The following is a 23,541-nucleotide window of genomic DNA, read 5'->3' on the forward strand; positions in this document are numbered from 1 at the left end:
GCCGGGGGAGCACTTCGTGACGGCTCACCGGCGGGCAGGGGCCGAGCCGAGGAGGCGCCGCCCCGCACCCGAGACCCGTCGCCTGTACCCCGGAACCAGTGGACGCCCCTTGACCGGGGGCCACGGTGCCGATAGGAATGACGAGCTGACGGCGCTGTCATCGACGACAGGTGTACCCCGTCATGCGCGGCCGCTCCCGAGCGGCCTCACCCAGATCACGGGATCACCCGCAGGAGCACGACGATGGCGTCAGGCCGTTCACAGACCGATCAGCGACCGCAGCGACCCAGGGCGACCTGGCGCACGCGAGCACAGCGGGCGGGGGTGATCGTGACCGCGACGGCCCTGGCGGCGACCGGTGCCCTCGTCGGCGTGGACGCGGCGAGCGCCGCAGGCCGCGGCGGCACCGGCGGTGCAGGCAGCGGCGGTGCAGGCGGCAACGGCGGCGACGCGCGCGCGGCCGCAGCCGTGCTCGGCAGCGACTGGCGCACCAGCTTCGAGGCGGACGACGCGCAGCCCCTCGCGAGCACGCCCGCGACGCCCGACGACCTCGGCACCGTGAAGGCCTCGAACGGCCTCCCGCCCGGCAGCCTGCTCGGCCACGTGACGGAGGCCTCGGCGAGCGCTGACAACGCCCCGGGCGAGATCGCCGTGAACCTCACGGACGGCAACCCCGCCAGCAAGTGGCTCGCCTTCCAGCGCACCGCGACGATCACCTACCTTCTCGACTCGCCGCAGACCGCGACCGAGTGGTCGCTGACGAGCGGCAACGACGCCCCCGAGCGCGACCCGCGGGCGGTCACGCTGCAGGGCTCCGCCGACGGAGGTGCGAACTGGGTCGACCTCGACGCGCAGCCGGCCGTGGCGTTCACGGGCCGGGGCGCGACGAACGAGTACGCGGTCGCCGCCCCGGGCGCCTACGACGCGTACCGGCTCGACATCACGCAGAACGCGGGCGCGGGCCTCACCCAGCTCGCGGACTGGTCGCTCGGCGACGGCACGGAGGCCGTGCCCGAGTCCGGCCCGATGGTGACCGTGGTCGGCGGCGGCCCGGTCAGCGGACCGAACATGAAGCCCGGCGCGGGCTTCAGCGGCACCAAGTCGCTGCGCTACGCGGGCGAGCACACGGCCGCCGCGGGCCGTGCGACGAACGTCCTGTTCGAGGGCCTCGAGCTCGAGATCGGCGACGACACCGAGTTCTCGTACCGGATCTTCCCCGAGCTGGGCGGCGACCTGCAGTACCCCGCCACCTACGCCGCGATCGACCTCGAACTGGCCGACGGCCGCGTCGTGAGCGGCGTCGAGGGCGTCGTCGACGCCCACGGCGAGGGCACCTCGGCCGCCGACCGCGGCTCGTCGAAGATCCTCTACGCCGACCAGTGGAACTCGGTGCGGGTGCCGCTCGGCGACCTCGCCGGCGAGACCGTGACGCGCGTCCTGTTCGACTACGACAACGCCGGCGGCGCGGTCGGCACGACGTTCCAGGGCTGGCTCGACGACCTCGACCTCGACCCGGCCCCCGCCCGGGTCGACGGCTCGAGCCTCGTGAACCACGTCGACACCCGCCGCGGCACCAACTCGACCGGCGGCTTCAGCCGGGGCAACAACGTGCCCGCGGCGACGGTGCCGAACGGGTTCAACTTCTGGACCCCGATGACGAACGCGTCGAGCCAGACCTGGCTCTACGACTACCAGCGCGGCAACGACGACGCGAACCTGCCCCGCCTGCAGGGCATCGGCGTCTCGCACGAGCCGAGCCCGTGGATGGGCGACCGGAACCAGCTCGCGATCCTGCCCTCGACGACGGCCGTGACCGCCGCGGACGCAGCCGCAGGAGGCGGCACCGTGCCCGACGCCTCGCTCGCCGCCCGGGCCCTCCAGTTCGACCACGGCGCCGAGATCGCGCGTCCTGACCTCTACAGCGTCGACACGACGAGCGGCCTCGAGGCCGCCGTCACGCCCACCGACCACGGCGCCGTGCTGCGGTTCGCCTTCCCGGAGAGCACAGCCCCCGAGGGCACGGGCACCGACGGCGCAGCCGCGGGCACCCGCACGGGCAGCGTGCTCGTCGACCAGGTCGCCGGGAACTCCGCCCTCGCCGTCTCCGCCGACGGCCGGGTCTCCGGCTGGGTCGAGGGCGGCTCGGGCCTGTCGACCGGGGCGACCCGCATGTTCGTCAGCGGCCAGTTCGACCGCACGCCCACCTCCGTCGGCGCGGCCGCGGGCGACCGGAAGGGTGCCCGGTACGCCTCGTTCGACGTCTCCGCCGCGGGGGCCGGCAGCGCCGCCGGCGTCGTCGAGCTCCGCCTCGCCACGTCGTTCATCTCGTCCGAGCAGGCGGCGCACAACCGCGACCTCGAGCTCACCGGTCGCAGCTTCGACGAGGTGCGCACCGACGCCGAGCGCCAGTGGAACGACCGCCTCGGCGTGATCACGGTCGAGGGCGCCCGCGACGACCAGCTCGCGACGCTCTACGGCAGCCTGTACCGCCTCAACATGTACCCGAACTCGCAGTTCGAGAACACGGGCACGGCCGCCGCGCCGACCTACCGCTACGCGAGCCCGGTCGCCCCGACCGTCGGCACCGCCACGGACACGACGACGAACGCCGCCGTGAAGGACGGCAAGGTGTACGTCAACAACGGCTTCTGGGACACCTACCGCACGGTCTGGCCCGCCTACTCGCTGCTCTACCCGGAGATCGCGGGCGAGCTGATGGACGGCTTCGTGCAGCAGCACCGCGACGCCGGCTGGATCGCCCGCTGGTCGAGCCCCGGCTACGCCGACCTGATGACCGGCACGAGCTCGGACGTCGCGTTCGCCGACGCCTACGTGAAGGGCGCCGTCGACGGCGACCTCGCGCTCGAGGCGTACGACGCGGCGCTGAAGAACGCCAGCGTGCAGCCGACCCAGAGCGGCGTCGGCCGCAAGGGCCTCGACCAGTCGCTGTTCCTCGGCTGGACGCCGTCGAGCACGGGCGAGAGCGTGTCGTGGGGGCTCGAGGGCCACATCAACGACTTCGGCCTCGGCCAGATGGCGGCCAAGCTCGCGGACGACCCGGCCACCCCGGAGGCGCGGCGTGCGCAGCTGAGGGAGGAGTCGGCCTGGCTGCTCGACCGCGCCCGCGACTACGGCACGCTGTTCGACCCGGCGACCGGGTTCTTCCAGGCGCGCGACGCCGACGGCGCCTTCGCGGAGCCCGCCGAGACCTACGACCCCGAGTCGTGGGGCGGCGCCTACACCGAGACGAACGGCTGGAACTTCGCCTTCCACGCCCCGTTCGACGTGCCCGGCCTCGCCGCGCTCTACGGTGGCTCGGAGGGCCTCGACGCGAAGCTCGCCGAGTTCTACGCGACGCCCGAGGAGGCGGACAAGCCGGGCGGCTACGGCGGCGTCATCCACGAGATGGTCGAGGCCCGCGACGTGCGGATCGGCCAGCTCGGCATGAGCAACCAGGTCTCGCACCACATCCCCTACGTCTCGGCGGCGAACGGCGACCCCGCCACGACGCAGCGGGTCGTCCGCGAGATCACCCAGCGCCTCTTCGTGGGCAGCGACATCGGGCAGGGCTACCCCGGCGACGAGGACAACGGCGAGATGTCGTCGTGGTTCCTGTTCTCGGCGCTCGGCTTCTACCCGCTCGCGATGGGCACCGACTCGTACACGATCGGCTCGCCGCTCTTCGACGAGGCGACGATCCACCTCGAGAACGGCAAGGACTTCACGGTCCGCGCCGAGGGCAACTCGACCGAGGCTGTCTACGTGCAGTCGGCGACCCTCGACGGCGAGGCGATCGACACCGCGTCGCTCAGCCAGCAGAGCATCAGCCGAGGAGGCGTGCTCGAGTTCGAGATGGGCGAGCAGCCGAGCAGCTGGGCGGCCCACGCACCGGACCCCGCCGACCCGGCGGCGGCGCTGGTCGACGCCACCACGGCGGGCCAGGGCGTGCTCAGCGCGAGCGACGGCACCGACGTCGCCCGCCTCGCCGACGACTCCGCGAGCACCGCCGCGACGTTCGACCTGCCCGATGCCGACGTCACCTGGCGCTCGGCCTCCGGACCGGTCACCGTGTCGCGGTACACGCTGACGAACGGGCCGGGCGGCTCCGCGGCCCCCACGGGCTGGACGCTCGAGGGCTCGACCGACGGCACCACCTGGCTGCCGCTCGACGAGCGCGCGGCGCAGACGTTCCCCTCCGCGCTGCAGACCCGGCCCTTCGCCGTCACCGACCCGCGGCCCTTCACCTGGTACCGGATCGCGACGACCGGCACCACCGACGGACGCGCGGCCACGCTCAGCGAGATCGAGCTCATGGCCGACCCGACGGCACCGGCCGGAGCCTTCACGGTCAGCGGCAAGCCGGGCCTGACGAGCGAGGCGGGCGCCTCGTTCGAGAGCGCGGTCGCCACCGTGACCCGCGCCTCCTCGACGGGGTCGCCCGAGGCCGGCGGCGGCGACGCCGGTGCCGTGCCCGACGGACTCGTCGCGACGGTCGACTGGCTCGACGGCGAGGGACCGCAGCAGGCGACCCTGACCCCGACCGCGCTCGGCGGCTGGGACGTCACGGCGCCGGCGAGGGTCTTCGACGCCCCGGCGACGTACACGGCGATCGTGACCGCGACCGACGGCACCGACTCCGCGAGCACGACGACCTCGGTGGTCGTCTCGCGGACCGCTCCGGCGTTCGAGGACGCCTTCGACAGCGTCTGCCTCGGCGAGCCCGGACAGGCCGCGAACTGCGACTACCTGGGCAACGGGTTCTCGCGGCCGTCGCTGGCGGGCGGGGGCTTCGTGCAGGGCACCGAGGTGGCCGTGCCCGGCACCGAGCTGACGTTCGACCTGCCGGCGGTCCCCGCGGGCGAGCCGGACAACGCGACGGGGCAGGGCCAGGTGCTGCCGCTCGACCTCGGCGACGACGTGACGCAGCTGTCGGTGATCGGCACCGCGACCGAGAAGCCACAGCAGACGGTCGGCACGCTGACCTTCGACGACGGCACGACGCAGCCGCTGCCGATGGAGTTCGGCGACTGGACGGGCGGCGTGACCACGCCCTCGTTCGGGAACGTCGTCGTCGCGACGTCGGACGGCCGCACGAACGGGGCGAACGGCTCCGACACGGCCGTCGCAGGGGTCTACTCGACGGCACCCGTCACGCTGCCCGAGGGGAAGCGCGCCGTGTCGCTCACGATGCCGACGCAGACGGGAGACCCGCGGTCGGCCGGGCGGATCCACGTGTTCGCGATCGCCACGGACGGCACGCGCCTCGCACCGCCGGAGGCGCTGGTCGCCACGGGCGCGGAGGCCGGCCTGGCCGGGACGGCCGGCGTCGAGGTCTCGGGCGCGCTCGCGAGCGTGACGGGCGGGGTCGGCGGCGGTGACGGCGCTGGTGCTGGTGCTGGCGTCAGCGCGCTCGTGAACTGGGGCGACGGCACCGCCGTCACGTCGGGGACGATCGTCGACGGCGTGGTCTCGGGGGCGCACACCTACGCGCTTCCCGGCAGCTACACCGTGACGGTCACGGCCGACGACGCACGCTCGAGCTCGGCCACGACGACGACCGCGGTGATCGCGGCCGCGCCGGTCGACCCGGGCCCGGACGAGCCGGGAACCCCCGGCGACCCCGGGAATCCCGGGAACCCCGGGAACCCGGGCACGCCCGGGAACCCGGGCACCCCCGGCGACCCCGGCACACCGGGGGCGTGGACGCCGTCGATCCGGGTCCTGGCCGACTCGGCGACGCGGGGCACGGTCGTCCCCGTCGACGGCGACGGCTTCGCCCCGGGCGAGCAGGTGTCGCTGACGCTGTTCAGCGACCCGATCGCGCTCGGCACGCTGACCGCCGACGCGGACGGGATCGTCCGCGGGTCGTTCACGGTGCCCGCCGCCGCGACGACCGGGGCACACGAGGTCGAGGCCCTGGGCGCGACGTCGCAGGTGGCGGTGCGGGCGGCCTTCCGGGTCGTCGACACGGCGGCGGCCGACGCCGGTCGCGCCCCGCTGCGGCCCGGCTCGAACGACGGCTCGCTCGCCTACACGGGCGGCGAGCCCGAGTCCGCCGTCGACGCCGGGCTGGTCGCGGGCGTGCTGCTCGCCGCCGGCGGGCTGGTGCTCGCCCTCGAGGCGGCCCGCCGCCGACGCCGCCGGCACGAGGTCGCCGCGCGGTAGGGCGACCCCGCCTGCCCGGCCGGTGCACCACCTGGCGGCCCCCTCCCCCACCGGGGCGGGGGCCGCCTCCTCGTGTCCGGTCCTGCTCTCTCCTCATTCAGGAAGATGCGTCCTGCCTGGTGCGGGAGGGGGAGCCAGCGTCCTGGATCGTGCACGGATCAGGAGATCCGACCAGTCGGTTCCTGATCGTCGAGAGCGGCTGACCTACTGAAAGGTCAGGACGTCGTCCGTGCCGATGCTCATCGTGTAGCTCACGGTGAAGGGGACGTCCTCGTCGATCGCGTAGCGGCGCCCGTCGAAGAGCGACTGCGCGTCGACGACGAGGTGCGCCGTGCCCGCGGCCTCGGTGACGAGCCACTGTCCCGACACCGTGCCGGGCTGCACGGCCACCTGCGGGTAGGCGACGATGCTCCACGCGGGCTCGCCCGTGACGCGGTCGTCGACCTGCCGCCCGAAGGGGCAGCCGGCGGGCAGCAGCACCGGCTGGGTCACGCAGTCGGTGTCGAGCATCGTGTCGAGCTGCTCCTGCAGCACCTGCGAGAAGGAGGCGCGGGCCACGGTCGCGACGCTGGCCGACGAGGTGGCCCCCGCGCTGATCACCGTCACGGGGACGGTCGGCGCCTCGAGGTACGCGCTCTCGTGCGAGAGGACGAACCGCGAGGGGGCCAGCACCTCGAAGCGCGTCGCGACGTCGCCGCTCTCGGTGGTGACGAGACGGCCGTCGACCGTGAAGCGCGGGTCGTTCATCGGCGTGACGTCGAGGGTCGCGGTCGGGGTCTGCGCGAAGCTCCAGGCGCGGAAGAAGCCGAGGCGAGCGCCGGCCTGCTGCACGACGAACTGCGACTGGCCGGGCGTGCCGTCGAGCGTGTACGAGAGCGTCACGGTGCGGGTGCCGTCGCCGAGGTCGAGCTCGCTCTCCTCCTGCACGTCGGCGAGGCCGCCCAGCGAGGGCACGGTGAGCAGGGCGTCCTCGAGCTCGCCCGTCGGCTCGATGCCGGCGAGGGTGAGCGCGCTGGCGGTGTCGCCACGGTCGATCGCGTCGAGGTAGCCGCGCGCGAAGCCGCCGGCGCTGTACACGGTCGCGTTCAGCGCCACGACGGTCACGGCGAATCCGATGACCACGAAGAGCGCGGCGCCGCCCCAGATGGCGACGAAGGGCCACCACGACGACGGTCGCCTCCTCTCCCCCACGGACGAAGACATGTCCACAGCATAGGTCGGCCGAGGTCACGATCAGCCGTGCAGCCTAGGAGGCGCGGGTAGATTGGGTGTCCGCCTCCCCCGCCCGAAAGGTCCGTGCCGCCCGTGTCCGTCGCCCTCTCCGCCGAGCAGCAGGCCGTGTTCGACGCCATCGAGGACACGAAGGAGCACATCTTCGTCACCGGCCGCGCCGGCACCGGCAAGTCGACCCTGCTGAACCACCTGTCGTGGAACACGTCGAAGCAGGTCGTCATCTGCGCGCCGACCGGCGTGGCCGCCCTCAACGTCGGCGGGCAGACGATCCACTCGCTCTTCCGGCTGTCGATCGGGCTGATCGCCGACCACGACATCGAGCAGAAGAGCGAGCTGCGCAAGCTGCTCAACACGATCGACACCCTCGTGATCGACGAGGTCTCGATGGTCAACGCCGACCTGATGGACGCGATCGACCGCTCGCTGCGCCAGGCCCGCCAGCGCCGGTCCGAGCCGTTCGGCGGCGTGCAGGTCGTCCTCTTCGGCGACCCGTACCAGCTGCCCCCGGTGCCCGGCGACGCCGAGGAGCGGGCGTACTTCCGCGACAACTACCGGTCGATGTGGTTCTTCGACGCGCACGTCTGGCAGGAGGCGTCGCTGCGCATCTACGAGCTGGCGTTCATCCACCGGCAGACCGAGGGCGACTTCAAGGAGATGCTCAACGCCGTGCGCCACGGCCGCGTCACCGCCGAGATCGCCGGCGCGCTGAACGGAGCAGGGGCACGACCCGCGCCGACCGACGGCACCGCCATCACGCTCGCGACCCGCAACGACACCGTCACCCGCATCAACAAGGTCGAGCTCGAGCGGCTGCCCGGGCGCGTGCTCACGGCCAAGGCCGAGGTCAGCGGCGAGTTCGGCGGACGCACGTTCCCCGCCGACGAGGCGCTCGAGCTGAAGCGCGGCGCCCGCGTGATGTTCCTCCGCAACGACCAGGACCAGCGCTGGGTCAACGGCACCACCGGCACCGTGACGAAGGTGCGCGACACCGTCTTCGTCGAGGTCGACGGCGAGGAGCACGAGGTGCAGCCCGCCGTGTGGGAGAAGTTCGCCTACTCGTGGTCGGCCTCGACCAAGCAGCTGCGGAAGGACGTGGTGGCCGAGTTCACCCAGTTCCCGCTGCGCCTCGCCTGGGCCGTGACGATCCACAAGTCGCAGGGCAAGACGTACGACAGCGCCATCGTCGACCTGGGCACCCGCGTGTTCAGCGCCGGTCAGACCTACGTCGCGCTCAGCCGCATCACCGCCCTCGACGGGCTCTACCTGACCCGCCCGCTGCGGCCTGCCGACATCATCGTCGACCTCGATGTGCGGCGGTTCATGAGCCAGGCGACGCGGGTGCCCGCGATCCGCGCGGCGGAGGACGCGGCCGCGGCGGCGGACGGCGGTGTGGGTGCGGCGGACGGCGGCGTCGCGGCTGACGGCGCGGGCGCGGCGGCGCCGGACGCCGCCAGCTAGGGGCCGCGGCGCGAGCCGCTCCGCACCTCGGCCGCGGGTGCTCTGGCATGATCGGGGGATGACCACGACGACCCCTGCCGCGTACGAGCCCACGATCCGCGAGTCGCCGAACCGCGCCGCAGCCCTGACCATCGGCACGCTGATCCTGCTCGTCGGCGCCTGCGGGTTCTTCGCCGAGAACATGGGCTCGTTCTTCGACACGACCGGAGCGGAGCTGGGGTTCCTCAACGTCAACCCCGCGCTCGTCGTCATCTGGGTGCTCTCGGGCGCGGCGCTGCTCATCGCGGGCGCCTCCGGCAGTGCCCCCGCCCGCACGATCAACGGGGCCGTCGGCCTCCTCTTCGTGGTGCTCGGCGTCGCCGGGTTCCTCGTGCGCGACACGGAGGTCAACTTCCTCGCGCTCAACCTGGGCGACGACATCACCCACCTCGTCGCCGGCGGCGTGCTGCTGCTCACCGCGATCGGCGCGGAGCGCCGCCGCCGCTGACGCGCGGCACCGCTGCGCTGTCGCGCGGCACCGCACCGCATTTCGTACACTGCACCGGGTCTAGACCCGGTGCAGTGTTCGTTTCCCGGTGCAGTGTGCTTCCGCCGACGCGGGGCTGGAGCGACGGGGAAAAGGGACGGGGACGGTGTGGGCCCACGCCTCCTGCGTCCCTTCTCGCCTACAGAGCCCCGCTGACGCTTCGGCCCGGCGGCCAGCCGCCGCGCCGGGCGGCCGCCGGGCGCGGCCGCCGGGCCGCCGGGCCGCCGGGCCGCCGGGCGGGCCGCACGGCGCAGCCGCACGGCGCAGCCGCCGGGGCGGCGCGGCGCCCGCGCTGACATGATCGGGGCATGGAACCGACTCCCCGCCGCCGCGTCGTCGTGCTGATCAACCCGTCCGCGTCAGCCGGCAGCGGGAACGGCGTCGGTGACGCCGTCGTCGCCGCGCTCCGCACGGCGGGGCACGACGTGGTCCCCCTCCGCGAGCCCACGGTCGAGGCCCTCGCGGCGGCCGCGCGCGCGCAGGTGCTGACCCTGCCCCACGCCCTGGTCGTCGTGGGCGGCGACGGTGTCGTCAACCTCGGCGTGCAGCTCGTCGTGGGGGTGCCGGTCGCGCTGGGGATCGTGCCGACGGGCACCGGCAACGACATGGCCCGCACCCTCGGGATCCCGCACGACGACCCTGAGGCCGCGACGCGCCTCCTCGTCTCGCTGCTCGACCGACCACCGCTCGTGATCGACGCGGGCACGGTGACGCGCGGTGACGAGTCCACCTGGTTCGGCTGCATCGTCTCGGCCGGCTTCGACGCCGTGGTCAACGAGCGGACGAACGCCCTGCGCTGGCCCAAGGGCCGCCGCCGCTACGACCTCGCCCTGCTCATCGAGCTGCTGCGGCTGCGGCCGCTCTCGTACCGGCTCGAGCTCGACGGCGACTCCCGCGAGGTGCGGGGCACGCTGGTGACCGTCGGCAACGGGCGTTCGTTCGGCGGAGGCATGACGGTGCTGCCCGACGCGTGCCTCGACGACGGCCTGCTCGACGTGCTCATCGTGGAGCGGCTCGGGCGGCTGCAGTTCCTGCGGCTGTTCCTCAAGGTCGCGAAGGGCACGCACCTCGCCGACCCCCGAGTGCACGTGCACCGGGTGCGGAAGGTCGTCATCGAGTCGGGGGACGGCATCGTCGCCTACGCGGACGGCGAGCGCGTCGGGCCGCTGCCCGTCACCGTCGAGGTCGCCCCCGGCGTGCTGCACGTCATCGCGCCGGCCGCCTCGGCCTGAGGGCGCGCCTCGCGCCTGACGCCTCCTGCCTGAGGGGCCTCGCGCCGTCCCCTCCTGTCCGCCAGCCAGTCCGTCCGTCCGTCCGACGAGTGGTCCGATCTGGTCCTCCTGTCGGTCGCGGGGGACCAGATCGGACCACTCGGCACGCACGACCCTGCTCCTCGGCCGGGAACCGGCGAGAGGCCCCGGATCGACCGTCGCCCGCGAGGGGAGGTCGATCCGGGGCCTCTCGTGAGAGCCGGGGAGGCGTCAGCCGCGCAGGCGGGCCGCCTTGCGACGGGCGCGGACCAGCAGCACGGCGCCGAGGGCGACGAGTCCGCCGGCGAGGGGCAGGGCCCAGGTGGCCAGCTCCGAGCCGGTGTAGGCGAGGCCGTCGCGGGTCGTGCCGGCTGCGGACGACGTGCCCGCGACTCCTGCGCCTGCACCGTTCCCCGATCCCGGGGCGCCCGCACCCGGCGTGCCGGCACCGGTGCCTGCGCCTGCGCCCGGAGCACCTGCGCCGTCACCCGGTGCGACGACCGGGGGGTCCACCACGACGGGCGGGTCGACCGGCGGCACGACGACGGGCGGCTCGACCGCCGCGGGCACCGTGATCGCGAAGAGAGTCGTCGTGCCCGAGACCTCGTTGCCGACCGCGAGCATCGGCTCGCCGGTCGCCGAGTCGGCGGCGGGGATGAACGCGAGCCCCTCCGGCCCGAGGTCGCCCGCCGCCGAGAGCGCGGCAGGCGAGGCGTCGGCCGGCGGCGCCGTGAAGTCCCGGTCGTTCACGTAGGCCACGAAGGAGGCGGCGGTCGGCACGGTCACGTCGTAGACGGCGATCCCGCCCACGCGCTCGAAGCCGATGAAGGCGTAGGTGCGTCCGTCGATCTCGCCCAGGGCGACGCCCTCCGGCTCGGGGCCCTTGTCGTCGCTGCGACCGTCGAGGTTCGACTCCGTGTGGTTCGAGTTGAAGAACTCGGGCGCGGCGGCCGCGGTGACCTCCTCGAAGTCGGAGCCCGAGTCGAAGACCTGCTGACCGCTCGCGTCGAGGATGCTGAACGACCGCGACCCGAACGTGTAGAGCGTCTCGTAGCAGGAGCCGTCGGCGCTGAGGCCGTTCGCCGTCGTGACGTTGAGGCGACCGAGCGCGGCGGGCGCCAGCGAGCCGGCGGCAGGCGACGTGGCACAGACCGGCGGGACGCCGCCCCGGCCGAGGGCGCTGACCCGCGACACCTCGCTGTAGCCGTCCCAGTCGCGCGAGTCGCCCTCGTTGGCGGTGACGACGTAGGTCGAGCCGCCGACCTCGTAGCTGGCGATCGTGTCGGGCATCAGGTAGCCCTCGACGCCGGCCCAGGTGCCGATGGCGATCGCGGGGCCGCCGCCGGCACCGTCCCGGTCGGACGGGTCGAAGGGCACGACCGCGCGGTCGACGGTGCCGAGCGGCACGACCTCGGTGACGGTCGCCGAGGCGACGTCGACGATCGCGAGGGCGTTCGCCTCCTGCAGCGAGACCCACGCGGTCGCACCGTCGGCCGAGAACGTGGCGTACTCGGGCTCGAGGTTCTCGCTCACGGGGAACAGCAGGGGCGACTCGGGCGTGACCGTGCCGGCGTCCTCACGGCCGCCGAAGATCCGCACCTCGGGGTCGAGGACGGCGCTGCCGCCGACCTCGAAGTCGTGGAAGTCGGCCGTGCTGACAGCCGACTGCGCGGGCGCGGAGACGGTCGCGGGCACGGCGACGACGCTGATCGTGCCCTCGGGGTCGACCGAGTAGTCCTCGGCGGGCTCGCCCTCGTTCGCGACGATCACCCGGGCGCCGTCGGGGCTGAAGGCGACCATGTCGGGCAGCGAGCCGACGCGCACGGCGCCCAGGGCGCCTCCGTCGCCCGCTGCGTCGAAGAAGACGACCCAGCCGAGGTCGGTCTTGTCGTCGCTCTCGACGGCGACGGCGCCGAGGCCGTCGGCCCGCACCGAGACCGAGTTGGCGACGGCGCCCGCGGGCACGACGGAGCCGTCGGCGGCCGTGACGCCGGTGGTCTGCACGGTGAAGCCGGCCGAGACGGGAGCCGAGGGCCTGCCGACGTCGAGGACCTCGACGACCGCCTCCGCCGCGTTGACGACGAGGAGGCGGTGCAGCGTCGTGCCGGAGGCGTCCCGCGCCGGGCCGGTCCAGTGCTCGACGATCTCGGCGGCGCTGGCGTCGAAGGTGCCGGTCTCGTACGAGCCGACCGGCTGGAGGTCGAAGGCCTCCTGGTCGGCGAAGACCTCGATCGGGGCCGCGACGACGGCCGCGCTCGCGGGCGCCGAGAGGCCGATCAGGCCGGCGGCGGCGAGGGCCGCGGTGCCGGTGAGGGCGACGGCGCCGAGCGGGCGCCGGACGCGGGCGGCCCGCGAGGAGGTCGAGGCCGCGGCCGGTGTGGAGGTCGGTGTCGTGGGGCGGGAGGCCGGGCGGCGTGCGCGCATGCGGGAGCTCTCTCTGGTGCGGTCGGGTCGACCGGGTAGGTCGTGCGTTCGGGACGGTCGGGCGTCGGGACGCCACGACCATATGCACGACACGTGCCGCAGAGATGGCCGTCGGGTTAACGGCTGGGGCTGTCGCCCTCGTCATCGGCGCCCTCGGCGCCCTCGCTGTCCTCGTCCGGCGCGTCGCCGCCGAGATCGGGGACGCCGAACTGCTCCGTCTCGAGGTCGACGGCGTCGGTGCCCTGCGGCACCGACACGGGCGACGGGCCGGCGAGCGCGGCGGTGCGGCTCGCGAGGTCGGCGACGAGGCCCTCGTCGGTGATCTCGTCGCCACGGGCCTCGTCGACGCTGAGCGAGTCGGAGGTCAGCATCTGGCTCGCCGGCCCGACGAGGATGCTGAAGACCCGGGGTGCGCCGTTCCGGTCGATCGCCGGGACGTCGATCGAGTCCGACCGCCCCTTCATCGCCAGGGCCTGGGCGTAGGCCAGGACCGCGTCGGCGATGTCGTCGCCGGTGACCAGGTGGTCCTCGGCGTAGCTGATGCGCTTCATGCGGCTCTTCCGGCTCACTCGGGGGAAAGTCCCACGGGCTGAGCGTCCCACGGTACGCGCCCGCACCTCCTGCGAGCCGGGTGCAGGCCCGTCAGGCCCGGTGCAGCGTCTCGCGCGGGTACTCGCCGAAGCGCTGGACGTAGGAGGCGGAGAAGCGTCCCAGGTGCGCGAACGCCCACCGCTGGGCCACCTCGGCCACCGTCACGGTGTCCGCCGACCCCTCGACGAGCTCCTCCCGCACGCGGTCGAGCCGCACGGCCCGCAGGTACTCGGACGGCGTCGTGTCGAGGTGCCGGCTGAACGCCTGCTGCAGCCCGCGCGGCGTGAGGCCGGCGTGCTTCGCGACGCCGCTCGGGGTGATCGGCTCGTGGGCGCGCGAGTGGACGTACTCGACCGCCTCGCGGAGCGACGCGTTGCGCGGCGCCAGCACCTCGTCGGGGAGGCGACGCGAGGTGTGCGGGAACGTGTCGAGCAGCACCCTCGCCGCGTAGCGCGCGGTCTCGGCCCGGACCGCGTCGTCGGACGCGTCGTCGAGGTAGGTCCGCGCGATGTGGCGGAGGGCGGCGTTGAAGCGGGTGCGCCCCTCGTCGTCGATCACGGCCGTGTGGTCGAAGCGCACGGAGCCGGGGTAGGCGTCCTCGCGCTCGGACGCCACCTCGTCGAGCACGCGGTCGGAGAGGTGCAGCAGGTTCTGCTCGACGTCGGTCACGCGGAACGAGAAGGGCCGGCCCCAGGGGAACGGCATCGGCTGCCCGAGCTCGGGAGTCACCTCGTCGCGCCCGATGTCCATCAGGGCGGAGCCACGGCCGATCCACTGGATGATCCGTTCGCCCCGCGGCTGGATGGTGCCGGTGACCTCGCCGGAGAAGTGCGTCGTGCGGAGCGTCAGCTCGCCGTCGCCGCGCGTCGTGTGCCGCCAGTGGAAGGGCTTGTCGGAGGCGACGAACCGGAGGCCGCCCACCTCGCCGTAGCCCGAGCCGAAGAACCGGGCCGCCCCGTCGACGTCGTCGCCCTGCGCCTCCACCAGGACACGGCGTCGGGGATCGGCGGACATCCCTCTGATCTTGGCCGGAGACACAGGCCGGGACAAGTCGCCGAGAGGGGGTTGACGGGAGGAGGCGCGTCGTGCTGCGGTGCAGGTCGCTCGTCAGGTGTGCGAGTAGCGTCGCGCCCATGAGCGACCTCGACGACATCGACCTGACCACCCTCCGCGGCGAGCACACCCGCTTCGGCGCCTTCACCGACAAGGTGGTGCTCGTCGTCAACGTGGCGTCGCGCTGCGGGCTCGCACCGCAGTACGAGAAGCTCGAGCAGCTGCAGAAGACCTACGGCGAGCGTGGCTTCACCGTCGTCGGGTTCCCGAGCAACCAGTTCCTGCAGGAGCTCGGCTCGTCCGAGGCCATCGACGAGTACTGCTCGGCGACCTGGGGCGTGACGTTCCCCATGATGGAGAAGGTCCGTGTCAACGGACGCTCGGAGCACCCCCTCTACACGGAGCTCAAGAAGACGGCCGACGCCGAGGGCAAGGCCGGGAAGGTCAAGTGGAACTTCGAGAAGTTCGTCGTCACGCCCTCGGGCGACGTGCACCGCTTCCGCCCGACGACCGAGCCGGACGACCCCGCGATCGTCGGCGTGATCGAGGCGGCTCTGCCGCAGGGCTGACGGCGCTACGCGAGCAGGTCGTTCGCGAGGTAGCCGGCGTAGCCGCCGCGGGTGCGGCCGACCTGGCGGCCCGAGGTGAGGACCTCACCGGCCTCCGACGCGACGACGACCGCCCCGGCGCCGCGGGCGCGGGCCACGAGCTCGACGTCCTCGTGCAGGTCGAGCTCGCCGAAGCCTCCGGCCGCCTCGTAGACCGTCGCACGGAGGCCGAGGTTGGCGCCGTGCACGTGTCCGTTCGGCCGACCGGGCGTGTGCCGCGACAACCAGGCCGCGACCTGCGCGTCCGAGAGGTCGGCGAAGTCCGGGCGCACCGTGCCCACGACGACGTCCGCCCCCTCGCGGTCGGCGAGGTCGAGCTGCGACGTCAGCCACGCGGGCGGGACGGCCGAGTCGGCGTCCGTGGCGGCCAGCCAGACGGCGTCGGGGGCGACGCCGAGCTCCGCGAGCCGGGCGAAGGCGACCCGGGCGCCCTCCGAGCGCGCGGCGCCGACGGAGCGGAGGCGGGTCTCGACCACCGTCACGTCGGGCACGGCGGCCGCGATCGCGGCCGTGTCGTCAGAGCAGTCGTCGGCCACGACGACGGTGACGACCCGCACCTCCTCGTCTGGGCCCTGCCCTGCGGCGCCGTCTGGTGCGGAGCCGTTCGCTGCGACACGACCGGCCAGCAGGAGGCGCGCGTCGCGGATCGAGGCGAGGCACCGGGCGACCAGCTCGGCCTCGTCGCGCGCGGGGACGACGACCGCGACGCCGGCGATCCGCGGCGGGGTCGCGGGCTGCGGGGTCACGGGCTGCGGGGTCATCGGAGGCCCGTCCGGCTCGCGACCGACCGGGGGTCGCGCGAGAAGACGTCGAGGAGGAAGTCCTCCTCGACGTGGCCGACGACGCGCGTCAGGCCGGAGTCGCGGGCCCAGGCGGCGAGCGCCTCGTGCACCTCGTCGCCGCCCTGGGCGAAGTCGTCGGCGCCGTGCCGCCAGTGGCAGGCGACGAGCGAGCCGCCCGGCGCGAGCACGCGGTCGACGTCGACGAGCAGCGCTCCGAGCGCCTCGGGAGACAGGTAGTAGCCGACCTCGCCGAGCACGACGAGGTCGAGCTCGTGGTCGCCCTGGGGCAGCCCGGCCGAGACGTCGGCGACCTCCACGCGCACGTGCGGCTGGGCGGCCAGGCGCGCGCGGGCCCGCTCGACGGCGACCGACGAGACGTCGACGGCGAGCACGGAGTCCGCGCGCAGGGCGAGCTGCTCGGTGACGACGCCGATCGAGCAGCCGATCTCGAGCACCCGGCCGAGGCGCTCGTCGGGCAGGGAGGCGAGCACGAGGGCGCGCTTGCGGCGCTCGTACCAGCGCGTCGTGACGCCCCAGGGGTCGTCTCGGCGCGCGTGCGTCGCGTCGAACGACGGCGCGAGCGTGTCGGCGGGCACGTGCTCAGGCGCAGGTGCGAGTGCGAGCGTGCTGTCCGTCGAGGGCGGGTCGGTCGCGTCGAGGGCGGGTTCCGCGCGACCCGCCCTCGACCCGGAATGCCCGCCCTCGAGGGGATCTTCGGGCGCGGGCTCGGGCTCGGGCGCGGGTGCGGGCGCCTCGACGAAGACCTCCGCGCCGCCGACGAAGTGCTCGACGAAGTCGGGCCGCAGCACGGCCTCGTCGCCGGGCCGGTCGCTCAGCGGCAGCACCTGCGAGGAGTACCGCGCGAGCGCCCGCTGCTTCGCGAGGCCCGCCTCCTCGCCTCCGTCGACGCGCACGAGCGCGTCCCACGGCACGTCGGGGTGGTCGGGCCCGCCCCAGTGCCACATCCAGATCGGGTACTCGAGGAGGCGGGCGTCCGGCAGCGCGGACCCGTCGCCTCCCACGAGCTCCGCCGCGACCTCGCCGAGCACCCGGTGGTCGCGGTGCCCGTCGCCCCGCCACGGGGCGAGGACGAGCACGGGCCGACGCTCCGAGAGAAGGTCGGCGAGCTGCCGGTGGACGTCGTCGCGGGCCTCGCGGAGACCGCCGTCGGGGACGCCGAGGGCGACCAGCTCGATCAGGGCGCTCTGGGCGCTCTGGGCGCTCAGGGCGCTCTGGGCGCTCTGGGCGCTCTGGGCGCTCGGGGCGCTCTGCGCGCTCTGCTCGGCACGGTGGCGGAGTCCGGCAGGGTCGCCGAGCCCGACGAGCTCGTCGAGGGCGGCGCGGGCCTCGGCCAGGCGCAGCTCGCGGAGCGACCCGGCCGGCGTCGACGTCGAGCGCGGGTGCGACGCCGCTCCGTCGGTGACGACGACGACCGTCACGGCGCGGCCGTGCCGCACGAGCTGCGCGATCAGCGAGCCGGCGCCGAGCGTCTCGTCGTCGGGGTGCGCGGCGAGGACCACCACCGGGCCGGAGGCGCCGACGAGGTCGAACGCGCCGGGCGCGTCCGGCTCGGCGACGGCAGGCACGATCGCGGGGTCGAGGGGACGCGGCGCGGGCATCATCGCCCAGCGCGGGTCGGAGCGCCAGGTCGCCACGGAGGTGCCGGGCTCGCGCGCGTCGAAGCTCACCACGGGGCGATCCCCGCGGTGCCCGTGCCGCCGGAGCTGGCGGTGGCGACGGTTCCGCCGACGTCGGCGGGTCCTCGAGGTGACGCTCCGGGGGCGTCCGGCGCCGCGGGACCCCCGGGGAGCGTCACCTCGACGGCCTCGGGCATGGCCGCGGCGACGGCCGCGTCGCGCACGGCGCCGCCGAGCGACGCGTCGTCCTTCGACGCGTGACGCTGCCGCAGGTACAGCTCGAGGTCGGCCACGCGCTTGGCGTGCTCCGGGTCGGAGGCGAGCGGCGCCGGGCCGAGCGCACCGCCGACGGCGGCGAGCACGTCCTCGGCCGCGTGGGCGACCGTCGCGCGCGTCCTCTTCGCGAGGAGCCGCGCCTCCTGCCCGACCGCCCGGCCGGAGTCGACGGCGACGGCCGCCTCCTCGAGTGCGCGACGTGCGTCGCCGAGGCGCTCGTCGACGACGCCGAGCGCACGGAGCACCCAGGGGTCGGGGTCGCGGGCGACCGCGGACCTCAGCAGGGCGCCGGCGACGCCGACCGCCCCGCCGTACCAGCAGGCGGCGACGGCGATGCCGCCCCACTCGAAGCCGGGGCGGCGGAGGTACCAGCCGGGCTCCCCGACGGGCGTCGCGGGCACGGACGCGAACGTCACGGGGCCCGACGGGATCTCGACCAGGCCGCGCGCGTGCCAGGCGCCGGGCACGACCTCGACGCCGGCCTCGCGGAGGTCGACGGCGAACAGGCGACGCTCGTCGCCGACCCAGGCGGTCACGAGCGCGCCGTCGAGCACGCCCGCGAGCGAGCACCACGGCTTGGTGCCGCTGAGCGTCCAGGAGGTGCGGGCCGCGTCTCCGGCACCCCCGCCGGTCGTGGAGGCGGCGGCAGGGTCGACAGGGTCGACGCGGTCGGCGGGCTCGGCGGGCTCGGCGGGCTCGGCCACGAGCTTCGCACCCGGGCCCTCGGCCGCGAACACGCCCCAGGTGAACCCCTCCGCCGAGGAGGCGCGGGCCGGCAGCACGACCGTGCCTGCCTCCCGCGCCTGGTCGAGTATCGCGGTCGCGTCGAGGTGCGGCTCGACGGCCCGGGCCGCTCCGACGTCGTGGGCCGCGAGGGTGGCGAGGGCCAGCCACAGGTCAGCGGTGGAGCCGGCCCCGGGGACGGGCGCCGCACCTCCTCGACCGGTCAGGTCGGTGGCGAGGGCGAGGGAGTCGGCGACCGAGCGCGGCAGGCGGGCGCGGACGACAGCCGTGGCCGACCGGGGGTCGACCTCGTGGGAGAGGTGCATCTGCTGAATGTACGGCGCTGCCGCCGTCGCGGTTCACGGAGGCGCGCGCAGCAGCTGCTCCGTTCGCCCTTCGAGCGGCGTCCGCACCCTCGGGACCCGCGCAGACCCGCGCGCGCGCCGAGGGGTGCGCGCGGGTTCACGGGGTACGGAGCAGACCGCGGGCGCCCAGCGCTACAGCGTCAGGCGGCGCTCGACGAGCTGCGCGGCGACGTCGGCCAGCTTCAGCCGGTTCTCGCGGGCGTGGCGGCGGATCAGCACGAACGCCTCGTCCGTGCTGACGCTCCGCACGTGCGCGACGACGCCCTTGGCCTGCTCGATCACGACGCGGGTGTCGAGCGCTCCCTGCAGCTGCTGCTGCACGACGGCGCTCTCGCGCAGGGTGCGTTCCTGCAGGATGCCGATCGTCGCGACGTCGGCGAGCGCCTGTGCGACCCGGACGTCGCGGTCGTTCAGCGCGCCGACGGAGCTCCGGAGCAGGTTCAGCGTGCCGATCACGGTGCCCCGCAGGCGCAGCGGCACCGCGTGCGCCGAGCTGAATCCCTGCTGCCGTGCCACCTCGACGAACTCGGGCCAGCGCTCCCGGTCGACCTCGACGTCGGGCAGCGAGACGGGTGCGGCGGTCGTGAAGCTCGTCCAGCACGGGCCGGAGCGGGCGTCGAGCTGCATGGTCTCGACGAGCGTGCTCGACTCGCTGGTCGAGGCGACGACCTCGAGGTCGCCGTCCTCGTCGGCCAGCAGGATCCCCGCCTCGTCGACGTCGAGCACCCGGCTGCAGGTCTCGACCAGCGTCTGCAGCAGCTCGATGACGTCGAAGCCCGCGACGAGGCTGTCGGCGAGGGCCGCGAAGGTGTCGACGAGGACGGCCTCGCGGCTCGCCTCGCCGTGGGCGTCGCGGCCGTCGGCGCTCATCGCTCCACGATCCCGTCGGCCCCGGACGCGAAGCTGAGCCGGCCGTCGAGCACCGCGTCGGCGACCTCGCGCATCGGCACGCCCTGCGCGAAGGCGTGGCCCTGGAGCAGCAGCTCGGCGTCCTCGGCCGAGAGGTCGGCCTGGGCCAGCACCATGCCGGTCGCCTGGTGGATGCGACGCCGGGAGTACTTGTCGACCCGCACCTCCTCGGCCTGGTCGTCGGCCACGTCGCTGACCGCGCGCCGCAGCAGGTGCCGGCTGACCTGGCCGGCCAGGGCGGAGGCGCGGCGTGCGCTCGCGTCGGGGAGGTCGCCCGGGCGGTCGCACCAGAGCTCCATCGCACCGAGGGCGAGGGGGCCGAGCAGCAGGGGGAACGCGTGGAGGGCCTCGACGGCGTCGTGGTCGAGCAGGGCGCGCGAGAAGGCGGGCCAGGTGCGTCGCGGCGCGATCCTGAGGTTGGCCTCGAAGACGGGGCGACGCTCGCTGACGGCGTCCCAGCAGGGCCCCTCGCCGAGGTCGAACTGGAGCTCGTCGAGCCGTGCCGCCACCGGGTCGCTCGCCGACACCGTCTCGGTGCGCAGCAGCCCGCCCATCGTCGCGACGGACACTCCCGACACGGGGAGGGCCGCGAGGAGGGATCCCGCGAGGTCGCTGTCGTCCATGAGGGCGAGGCTACCTGCCCCGGCGGGCAGGGCGGAGGTCAGTGCGCCGGACGGACATCGGCGGGCGCGGCAGCGACGGCAGCGGCCGCGGTCAGAGCAGCACCGTGCTGCTGCGGAACGACGCCGGCGCGTCGCCCACCTGCCACACGACGGTCAGCCCGCGGGGTGCGGCGTCGGTCGAGGCGGAGCCCACCGGGATCGTGAACTCCCTGCCCGAGCCGGCCGAGACGGGCTCGTCGACGGGCGTCTCGACCCCGTCCACGAAGGCGAACAGGCCGGTCGGGTAGCCGACCGTCGACGGCCCGGTCGCATCGGCCGAGGCCGGCGACGCGAACGAGAGGGAGGCGGGCGCCGAGTCGTCGAAGGAGGCGGCGCCCGCGTCGGACTGCACGTCCTCCGCCCCCGCGGCCGGGTTGGTCCACTCGTAGACGGAGTCGCCGGTCGAGGGCACCCCGGCGTCGTCGAGGCGGAGGCCCGCCGACGACTCGCGGACGACCCACGCGTCGGCCTCGGCCTCGGTCGTCGCGCTGACGACGGTGACGGCGCCCTCGAGGGCCTCCACCTCCTGGAAGGTCGCACCGGCGAGCTGGCCGGCCGCCTCGGGCGTGACCGTGCCGTCCCGGCCGAACGTCGACGCGAACTGCTGCTCGGACGGGTAGAAAGCCTGCGCCTCGGGCGTGAGCAGGGCCCAGGCGGCGGCCGCGTCGCCGGCCGCCGCGGCGTCGAGGTACTCGCGGACGACCTCGACCGCCGGCGAGGCGGCGGAGGTGGCCGACTCGGACGGGACGGGGTCGGGTGCGGAGGTGACGGTCACCGTGGGGGTCGTGCTCTCGGCCTCGGCGGAGGTGCAGCCGGCCGTGGCCCCGAGCACCGCGACGGCGAGCGCGGCGCCGGTCAGGGTCGCGCGGGCCGACGGCGTGCGGGTGGAGGGTGTGCGGCTGGAGGGTGTGCGGGCAGGGGTCTTGGTGATGAGGGCTGCTCGTGTCGTTCTCATGAGGCGGACGGTAGGCGAGGCGTGCGGAGGCCGACCGCGACTCCCAGGGGACCGTGACCCGCGCCTCCTGCCGGGTCGTGACCCGCGCCTCCTCGTGCCCGACCTCAGCGGAACGACGCCGCGACCCCGTTGCGGTGGTAGTCGAACACGATGCTGGTGCGGGTCGAGGCGACCGACGGCTGGGCCGAGAGATGGTCGACCACGAAGGTGCGGATCTCGCTCGAGTCGGCCACGGCGATGTGCACGATGAAGTCGTCGTGCCCGCCGAGGAAGAACACCTGCAGCACCTGCGGGAGGCTCCGCACGGCCTCCGAGAACGCAGTGATCGCGGCCTGCCGCGACCCCGGCCGCAGGGTCACGCCGACGATCGCCTGCAGCGGCAAGCCGAGGCTGCGCTGGTCGATGCTCGTCAGGAATCCCGTCACCACCCCGCGGTCGATCAGCGAGCGCAGCCGCACGTGCGCCGTCGAGGGCGCGACGCCCACCGCCGCGGCGAGCGCGGCGTTCGAGATGCGCGCGTCCGTCCCGAGCACGTCGAGGAGGCGCAGGTCGAGCTCGCCGAGCGGGCCGGAGGCGCGAAGATCGTTCGGCCCCGGACTCGCGGGGAGGTCTTCCCTTGGGTCGGATGCAGCCATGGGGGCATCCTCGCAGAAGATCCTTCGGTCGAAACAGGTCCGAAACGAACGATCGCCACGATCGGGTCACACTGGATGAGCAGGGTCGCGACGAGGCGCTCCTGACGAAGATCGGAGCAACCGTGCGCGTCGGAGTCCCCACCGAGATCAAGAACAACGAGAACCGGGTGGCCCTCACGCCCGCCGGGGCCGACGCCCTGGTGCGTCGCGGCCACGAGGTGCTCGTGCAGGCGGGCGCCGGGCTGGGCTCGCGCATCCACGACGACGACTTCGCCGCGGTCGGCGCGACGATCGTCGCGACCGCCGACGATGTCTGGTCGGCCGCCGACCTGCTGCTCAAGGTCAAGGAGCCGATCGCGTCCGAGCACCGCCACCTGCGGGCCGACCAGGTCGTCTTCACCTACCTGCACCTCGCCGCCGACCGGCCCCTGACGGAGGCGCTGGTCGCCTCGGGCACGACCGCGATCGCCTACGAGACGGTGCAGCTGCCCGACCGCTCGCTGCCGCTGCTGCAGCCGATGAGCGAGGTGGCAGGTCGCCTGTCGATCACGGTCGGGGCGTACCACCTGATGCGCGCCTCCGGCGGTCGCGGCACCCTGCTCGGCGGCGTGCCCGGCACGCCGGCCGCGAAGGTCGTCGTGATCGGCGGCGGGGTCGCCGGCGAGCACGCGGCCGCGAACGCCCTCGGCCTGGGCGCGGACGTGACCGTGGTCGACCTGTCGCTGCCGCGCCTCCGTGCGCTCGAGTCGCGCTTCGACGGCCGGGTCGCGACGCGGCACTCGTCGCCGTTCGAGATCGCCGCGCAGGTGCGCGAGGCCGACCTCGTGATCGGCTCCGTGCTGATCCCGGGGGCGGCGGCGCCGAAGCTCGTCACCGACGAGATGGTCGCGACGATGAAGCCGGGTGCCGTGCTCGTCGACATCGCGATCGACCAGGGCGGCTGCTTCGAGGGGTCGCGGCCGACCACCCACGACGACCCCACCTTCGCCGTGCACGACACGGTCTACTACTGCGTCGCGAACATGCCGGGCGCCGTGCCCGAGACGTCGACGCGTGCGCTGACCAACGCGACGCTGCCGTACGTCGTGGCCGTCGCCGACCAGGGCTGGGAGGCGGCGACCGCGGCGGACCCGGCCCTCGCCGCGGGGCTCAACGTCGTCGCGGGAGCGGTCGTCGCGCCGGGCGTCGCCGCCGCGCTCGGGATGCCGCTCGGGGCGCTGCCCGCGCGCCGCTGACGACACGCCGGAGCGGTTGCGCGAGCCGATCCGGCCTGCCTACACTCGCCTCCT

General features: G+C 74.5%; 17 protein-coding genes. 6 read left to right on the forward strand and 11 right to left on the reverse strand.

Features of this window, described 5'->3' with window-relative positions:
• Positions 1 to 330 precede the first annotated feature (330 nt).
• Complete coding sequence (locus IFT77_RS16965) at positions 331 to 6,165, forward strand: GH92 family glycosyl hydrolase (RefSeq protein ID WP_371741054.1); 5,835 nt, start codon at positions 331 to 333, stop codon at positions 6,163 to 6,165.
• A gap of 204 nt (positions 6,166 to 6,369) precedes the next feature.
• Here the strand turns inward: IFT77_RS16965 and IFT77_RS13045 are convergent, their stop codons facing one another.
• Positions 6,370 to 7,368 (reverse strand): hypothetical protein, encoded by a 999-nt coding sequence (locus IFT77_RS13045; protein WP_192170222.1) that lies wholly within the window; start codon positions 7,366 to 7,368, stop codon positions 6,370 to 6,372.
• Between the two features lie 102 nt (positions 7,369 to 7,470).
• Between IFT77_RS13045 and IFT77_RS13050 the strand changes: the two genes are divergently transcribed.
• The 3 genes from IFT77_RS13050 (at position 7,471) to IFT77_RS13060 (ending at position 10,614) form a co-directional block, all read left to right on the forward strand.
• On the forward strand, positions 7,471 to 8,856 hold the full coding sequence (locus tag IFT77_RS13050; protein ID WP_192042971.1) for an AAA family ATPase: 1,386 nt from the start codon (positions 7,471 to 7,473) through the stop codon (positions 8,854 to 8,856).
• Positions 8,857 to 8,914: 58 nt separating this feature from the next.
• Positions 8,915 to 9,343, forward strand: a complete 429-nt coding sequence (locus IFT77_RS13055) for a DUF4383 domain-containing protein (RefSeq protein ID WP_192042970.1) — start codon at positions 8,915 to 8,917, stop codon at positions 9,341 to 9,343.
• Positions 9,344 to 9,690: 347 nt separating this feature from the next.
• Positions 9,691 to 10,614, forward strand: coding sequence for a diacylglycerol kinase family protein (locus tag IFT77_RS13060; RefSeq protein WP_192170223.1), 924 nt, complete (start codon positions 9,691 to 9,693; stop codon positions 10,612 to 10,614).
• Positions 10,615 to 10,863: 249 nt separating this feature from the next.
• Here the strand turns inward: IFT77_RS13060 and IFT77_RS13065 are convergent, their stop codons facing one another.
• From IFT77_RS13065 to IFT77_RS13075, 3 genes are all read right to left on the reverse strand, one after another.
• Complete coding sequence (locus IFT77_RS13065) at positions 10,864 to 13,056, reverse strand: choice-of-anchor I family protein (protein ID WP_192170224.1); 2,193 nt, start codon at positions 13,054 to 13,056, stop codon at positions 10,864 to 10,866.
• Positions 13,057 to 13,172: 116 nt separating this feature from the next.
• Positions 13,173 to 13,607, reverse strand: coding sequence for a hypothetical protein (locus IFT77_RS13070; protein WP_192042968.1), 435 nt, complete (start codon positions 13,605 to 13,607; stop codon positions 13,173 to 13,175).
• A gap of 91 nt (positions 13,608 to 13,698) precedes the next feature.
• Positions 13,699 to 14,661: a helix-turn-helix domain-containing protein gene (locus IFT77_RS13075; protein WP_192042967.1), complete on the reverse strand. Its 963-nt coding sequence runs from the start codon at positions 14,659 to 14,661 to the stop codon at positions 13,699 to 13,701.
• 119 nt (positions 14,662 to 14,780) lie between these two features.
• Here IFT77_RS13075 and IFT77_RS13080 point away from each other — a divergent pair, with 119 nt between their 5' ends.
• Entirely contained in the window at positions 14,781 to 15,269 is a 489-nt protein-coding gene (locus IFT77_RS13080) for a glutathione peroxidase (RefSeq protein WP_192042966.1), read from the forward strand.
• Positions 15,270 to 15,274: 5 nt separating this feature from the next.
• Here the strand turns inward: IFT77_RS13080 and IFT77_RS13085 are convergent, their stop codons facing one another.
• The 7 genes from IFT77_RS13085 to IFT77_RS13115 all read right to left on the reverse strand — a co-directional run bounded on the left by IFT77_RS13085 (position 15,275) and on the right by IFT77_RS13115 (position 22,252).
• Positions 15,275 to 16,069 (reverse strand): glycosyltransferase family 2 protein, encoded by a 795-nt coding sequence (locus IFT77_RS13085; RefSeq protein ID WP_192042965.1) that lies wholly within the window; start codon positions 16,067 to 16,069, stop codon positions 15,275 to 15,277.
• Positions 16,066 to 17,781 (reverse strand): bifunctional PIG-L family deacetylase/class I SAM-dependent methyltransferase, encoded by a 1,716-nt coding sequence (locus IFT77_RS13090; RefSeq protein WP_192170225.1) that lies wholly within the window; start codon positions 17,779 to 17,781, stop codon positions 16,066 to 16,068. The genes IFT77_RS13085 and IFT77_RS13090 overlap by 4 nt, the downstream gene beginning before the upstream one ends.
• On the reverse strand, positions 17,775 to 19,052 hold the full coding sequence (locus IFT77_RS13095; RefSeq protein WP_192170226.1) for an acyl-CoA dehydrogenase: 1,278 nt from the start codon (positions 19,050 to 19,052) through the stop codon (positions 17,775 to 17,777). Before IFT77_RS13095 ends, IFT77_RS13090 begins: the two co-directional genes overlap by 7 nt.
• A gap of 171 nt (positions 19,053 to 19,223) precedes the next feature.
• Positions 19,224 to 19,961, reverse strand: coding sequence for a GAF and ANTAR domain-containing protein (locus IFT77_RS13100; RefSeq protein WP_192170227.1), 738 nt, complete (start codon positions 19,959 to 19,961; stop codon positions 19,224 to 19,226).
• Positions 19,958 to 20,623, reverse strand: coding sequence for an ANTAR domain-containing protein (locus tag IFT77_RS13105; protein WP_192170228.1), 666 nt, complete (start codon positions 20,621 to 20,623; stop codon positions 19,958 to 19,960). The genes IFT77_RS13100 and IFT77_RS13105 overlap by 4 nt, the downstream gene beginning before the upstream one ends.
• A gap of 91 nt (positions 20,624 to 20,714) precedes the next feature.
• The gene (locus IFT77_RS13110; protein ID WP_192170229.1) at positions 20,715 to 21,617 is read right to left on the reverse strand and encodes a hypothetical protein; all 903 of its coding nucleotides are present in this window, start codon (positions 21,615 to 21,617) and stop codon (positions 20,715 to 20,717) included.
• A gap of 104 nt (positions 21,618 to 21,721) precedes the next feature.
• Positions 21,722 to 22,252: an Lrp/AsnC family transcriptional regulator gene (locus IFT77_RS13115; protein ID WP_192170230.1), complete on the reverse strand. Its 531-nt coding sequence runs from the start codon at positions 22,250 to 22,252 to the stop codon at positions 21,722 to 21,724.
• A gap of 122 nt (positions 22,253 to 22,374) precedes the next feature.
• Between IFT77_RS13115 and ald the strand changes: the two genes are divergently transcribed.
• A complete protein-coding gene (gene ald, locus IFT77_RS13120; RefSeq protein WP_192170231.1) occupies positions 22,375 to 23,487 on the forward strand; it encodes an alanine dehydrogenase in 1,113 nt (370 codons plus the stop codon).
• Positions 23,488 to 23,541 lie beyond the last annotated feature (54 nt).

The sequence above is a fragment of the Frigoribacterium sp. CFBP 13729 genome (assembly GCF_014841875.1).
In the GTDB taxonomy this organism is placed as follows: domain Bacteria; phylum Actinomycetota; class Actinomycetes; order Actinomycetales; family Microbacteriaceae; genus Frigoribacterium.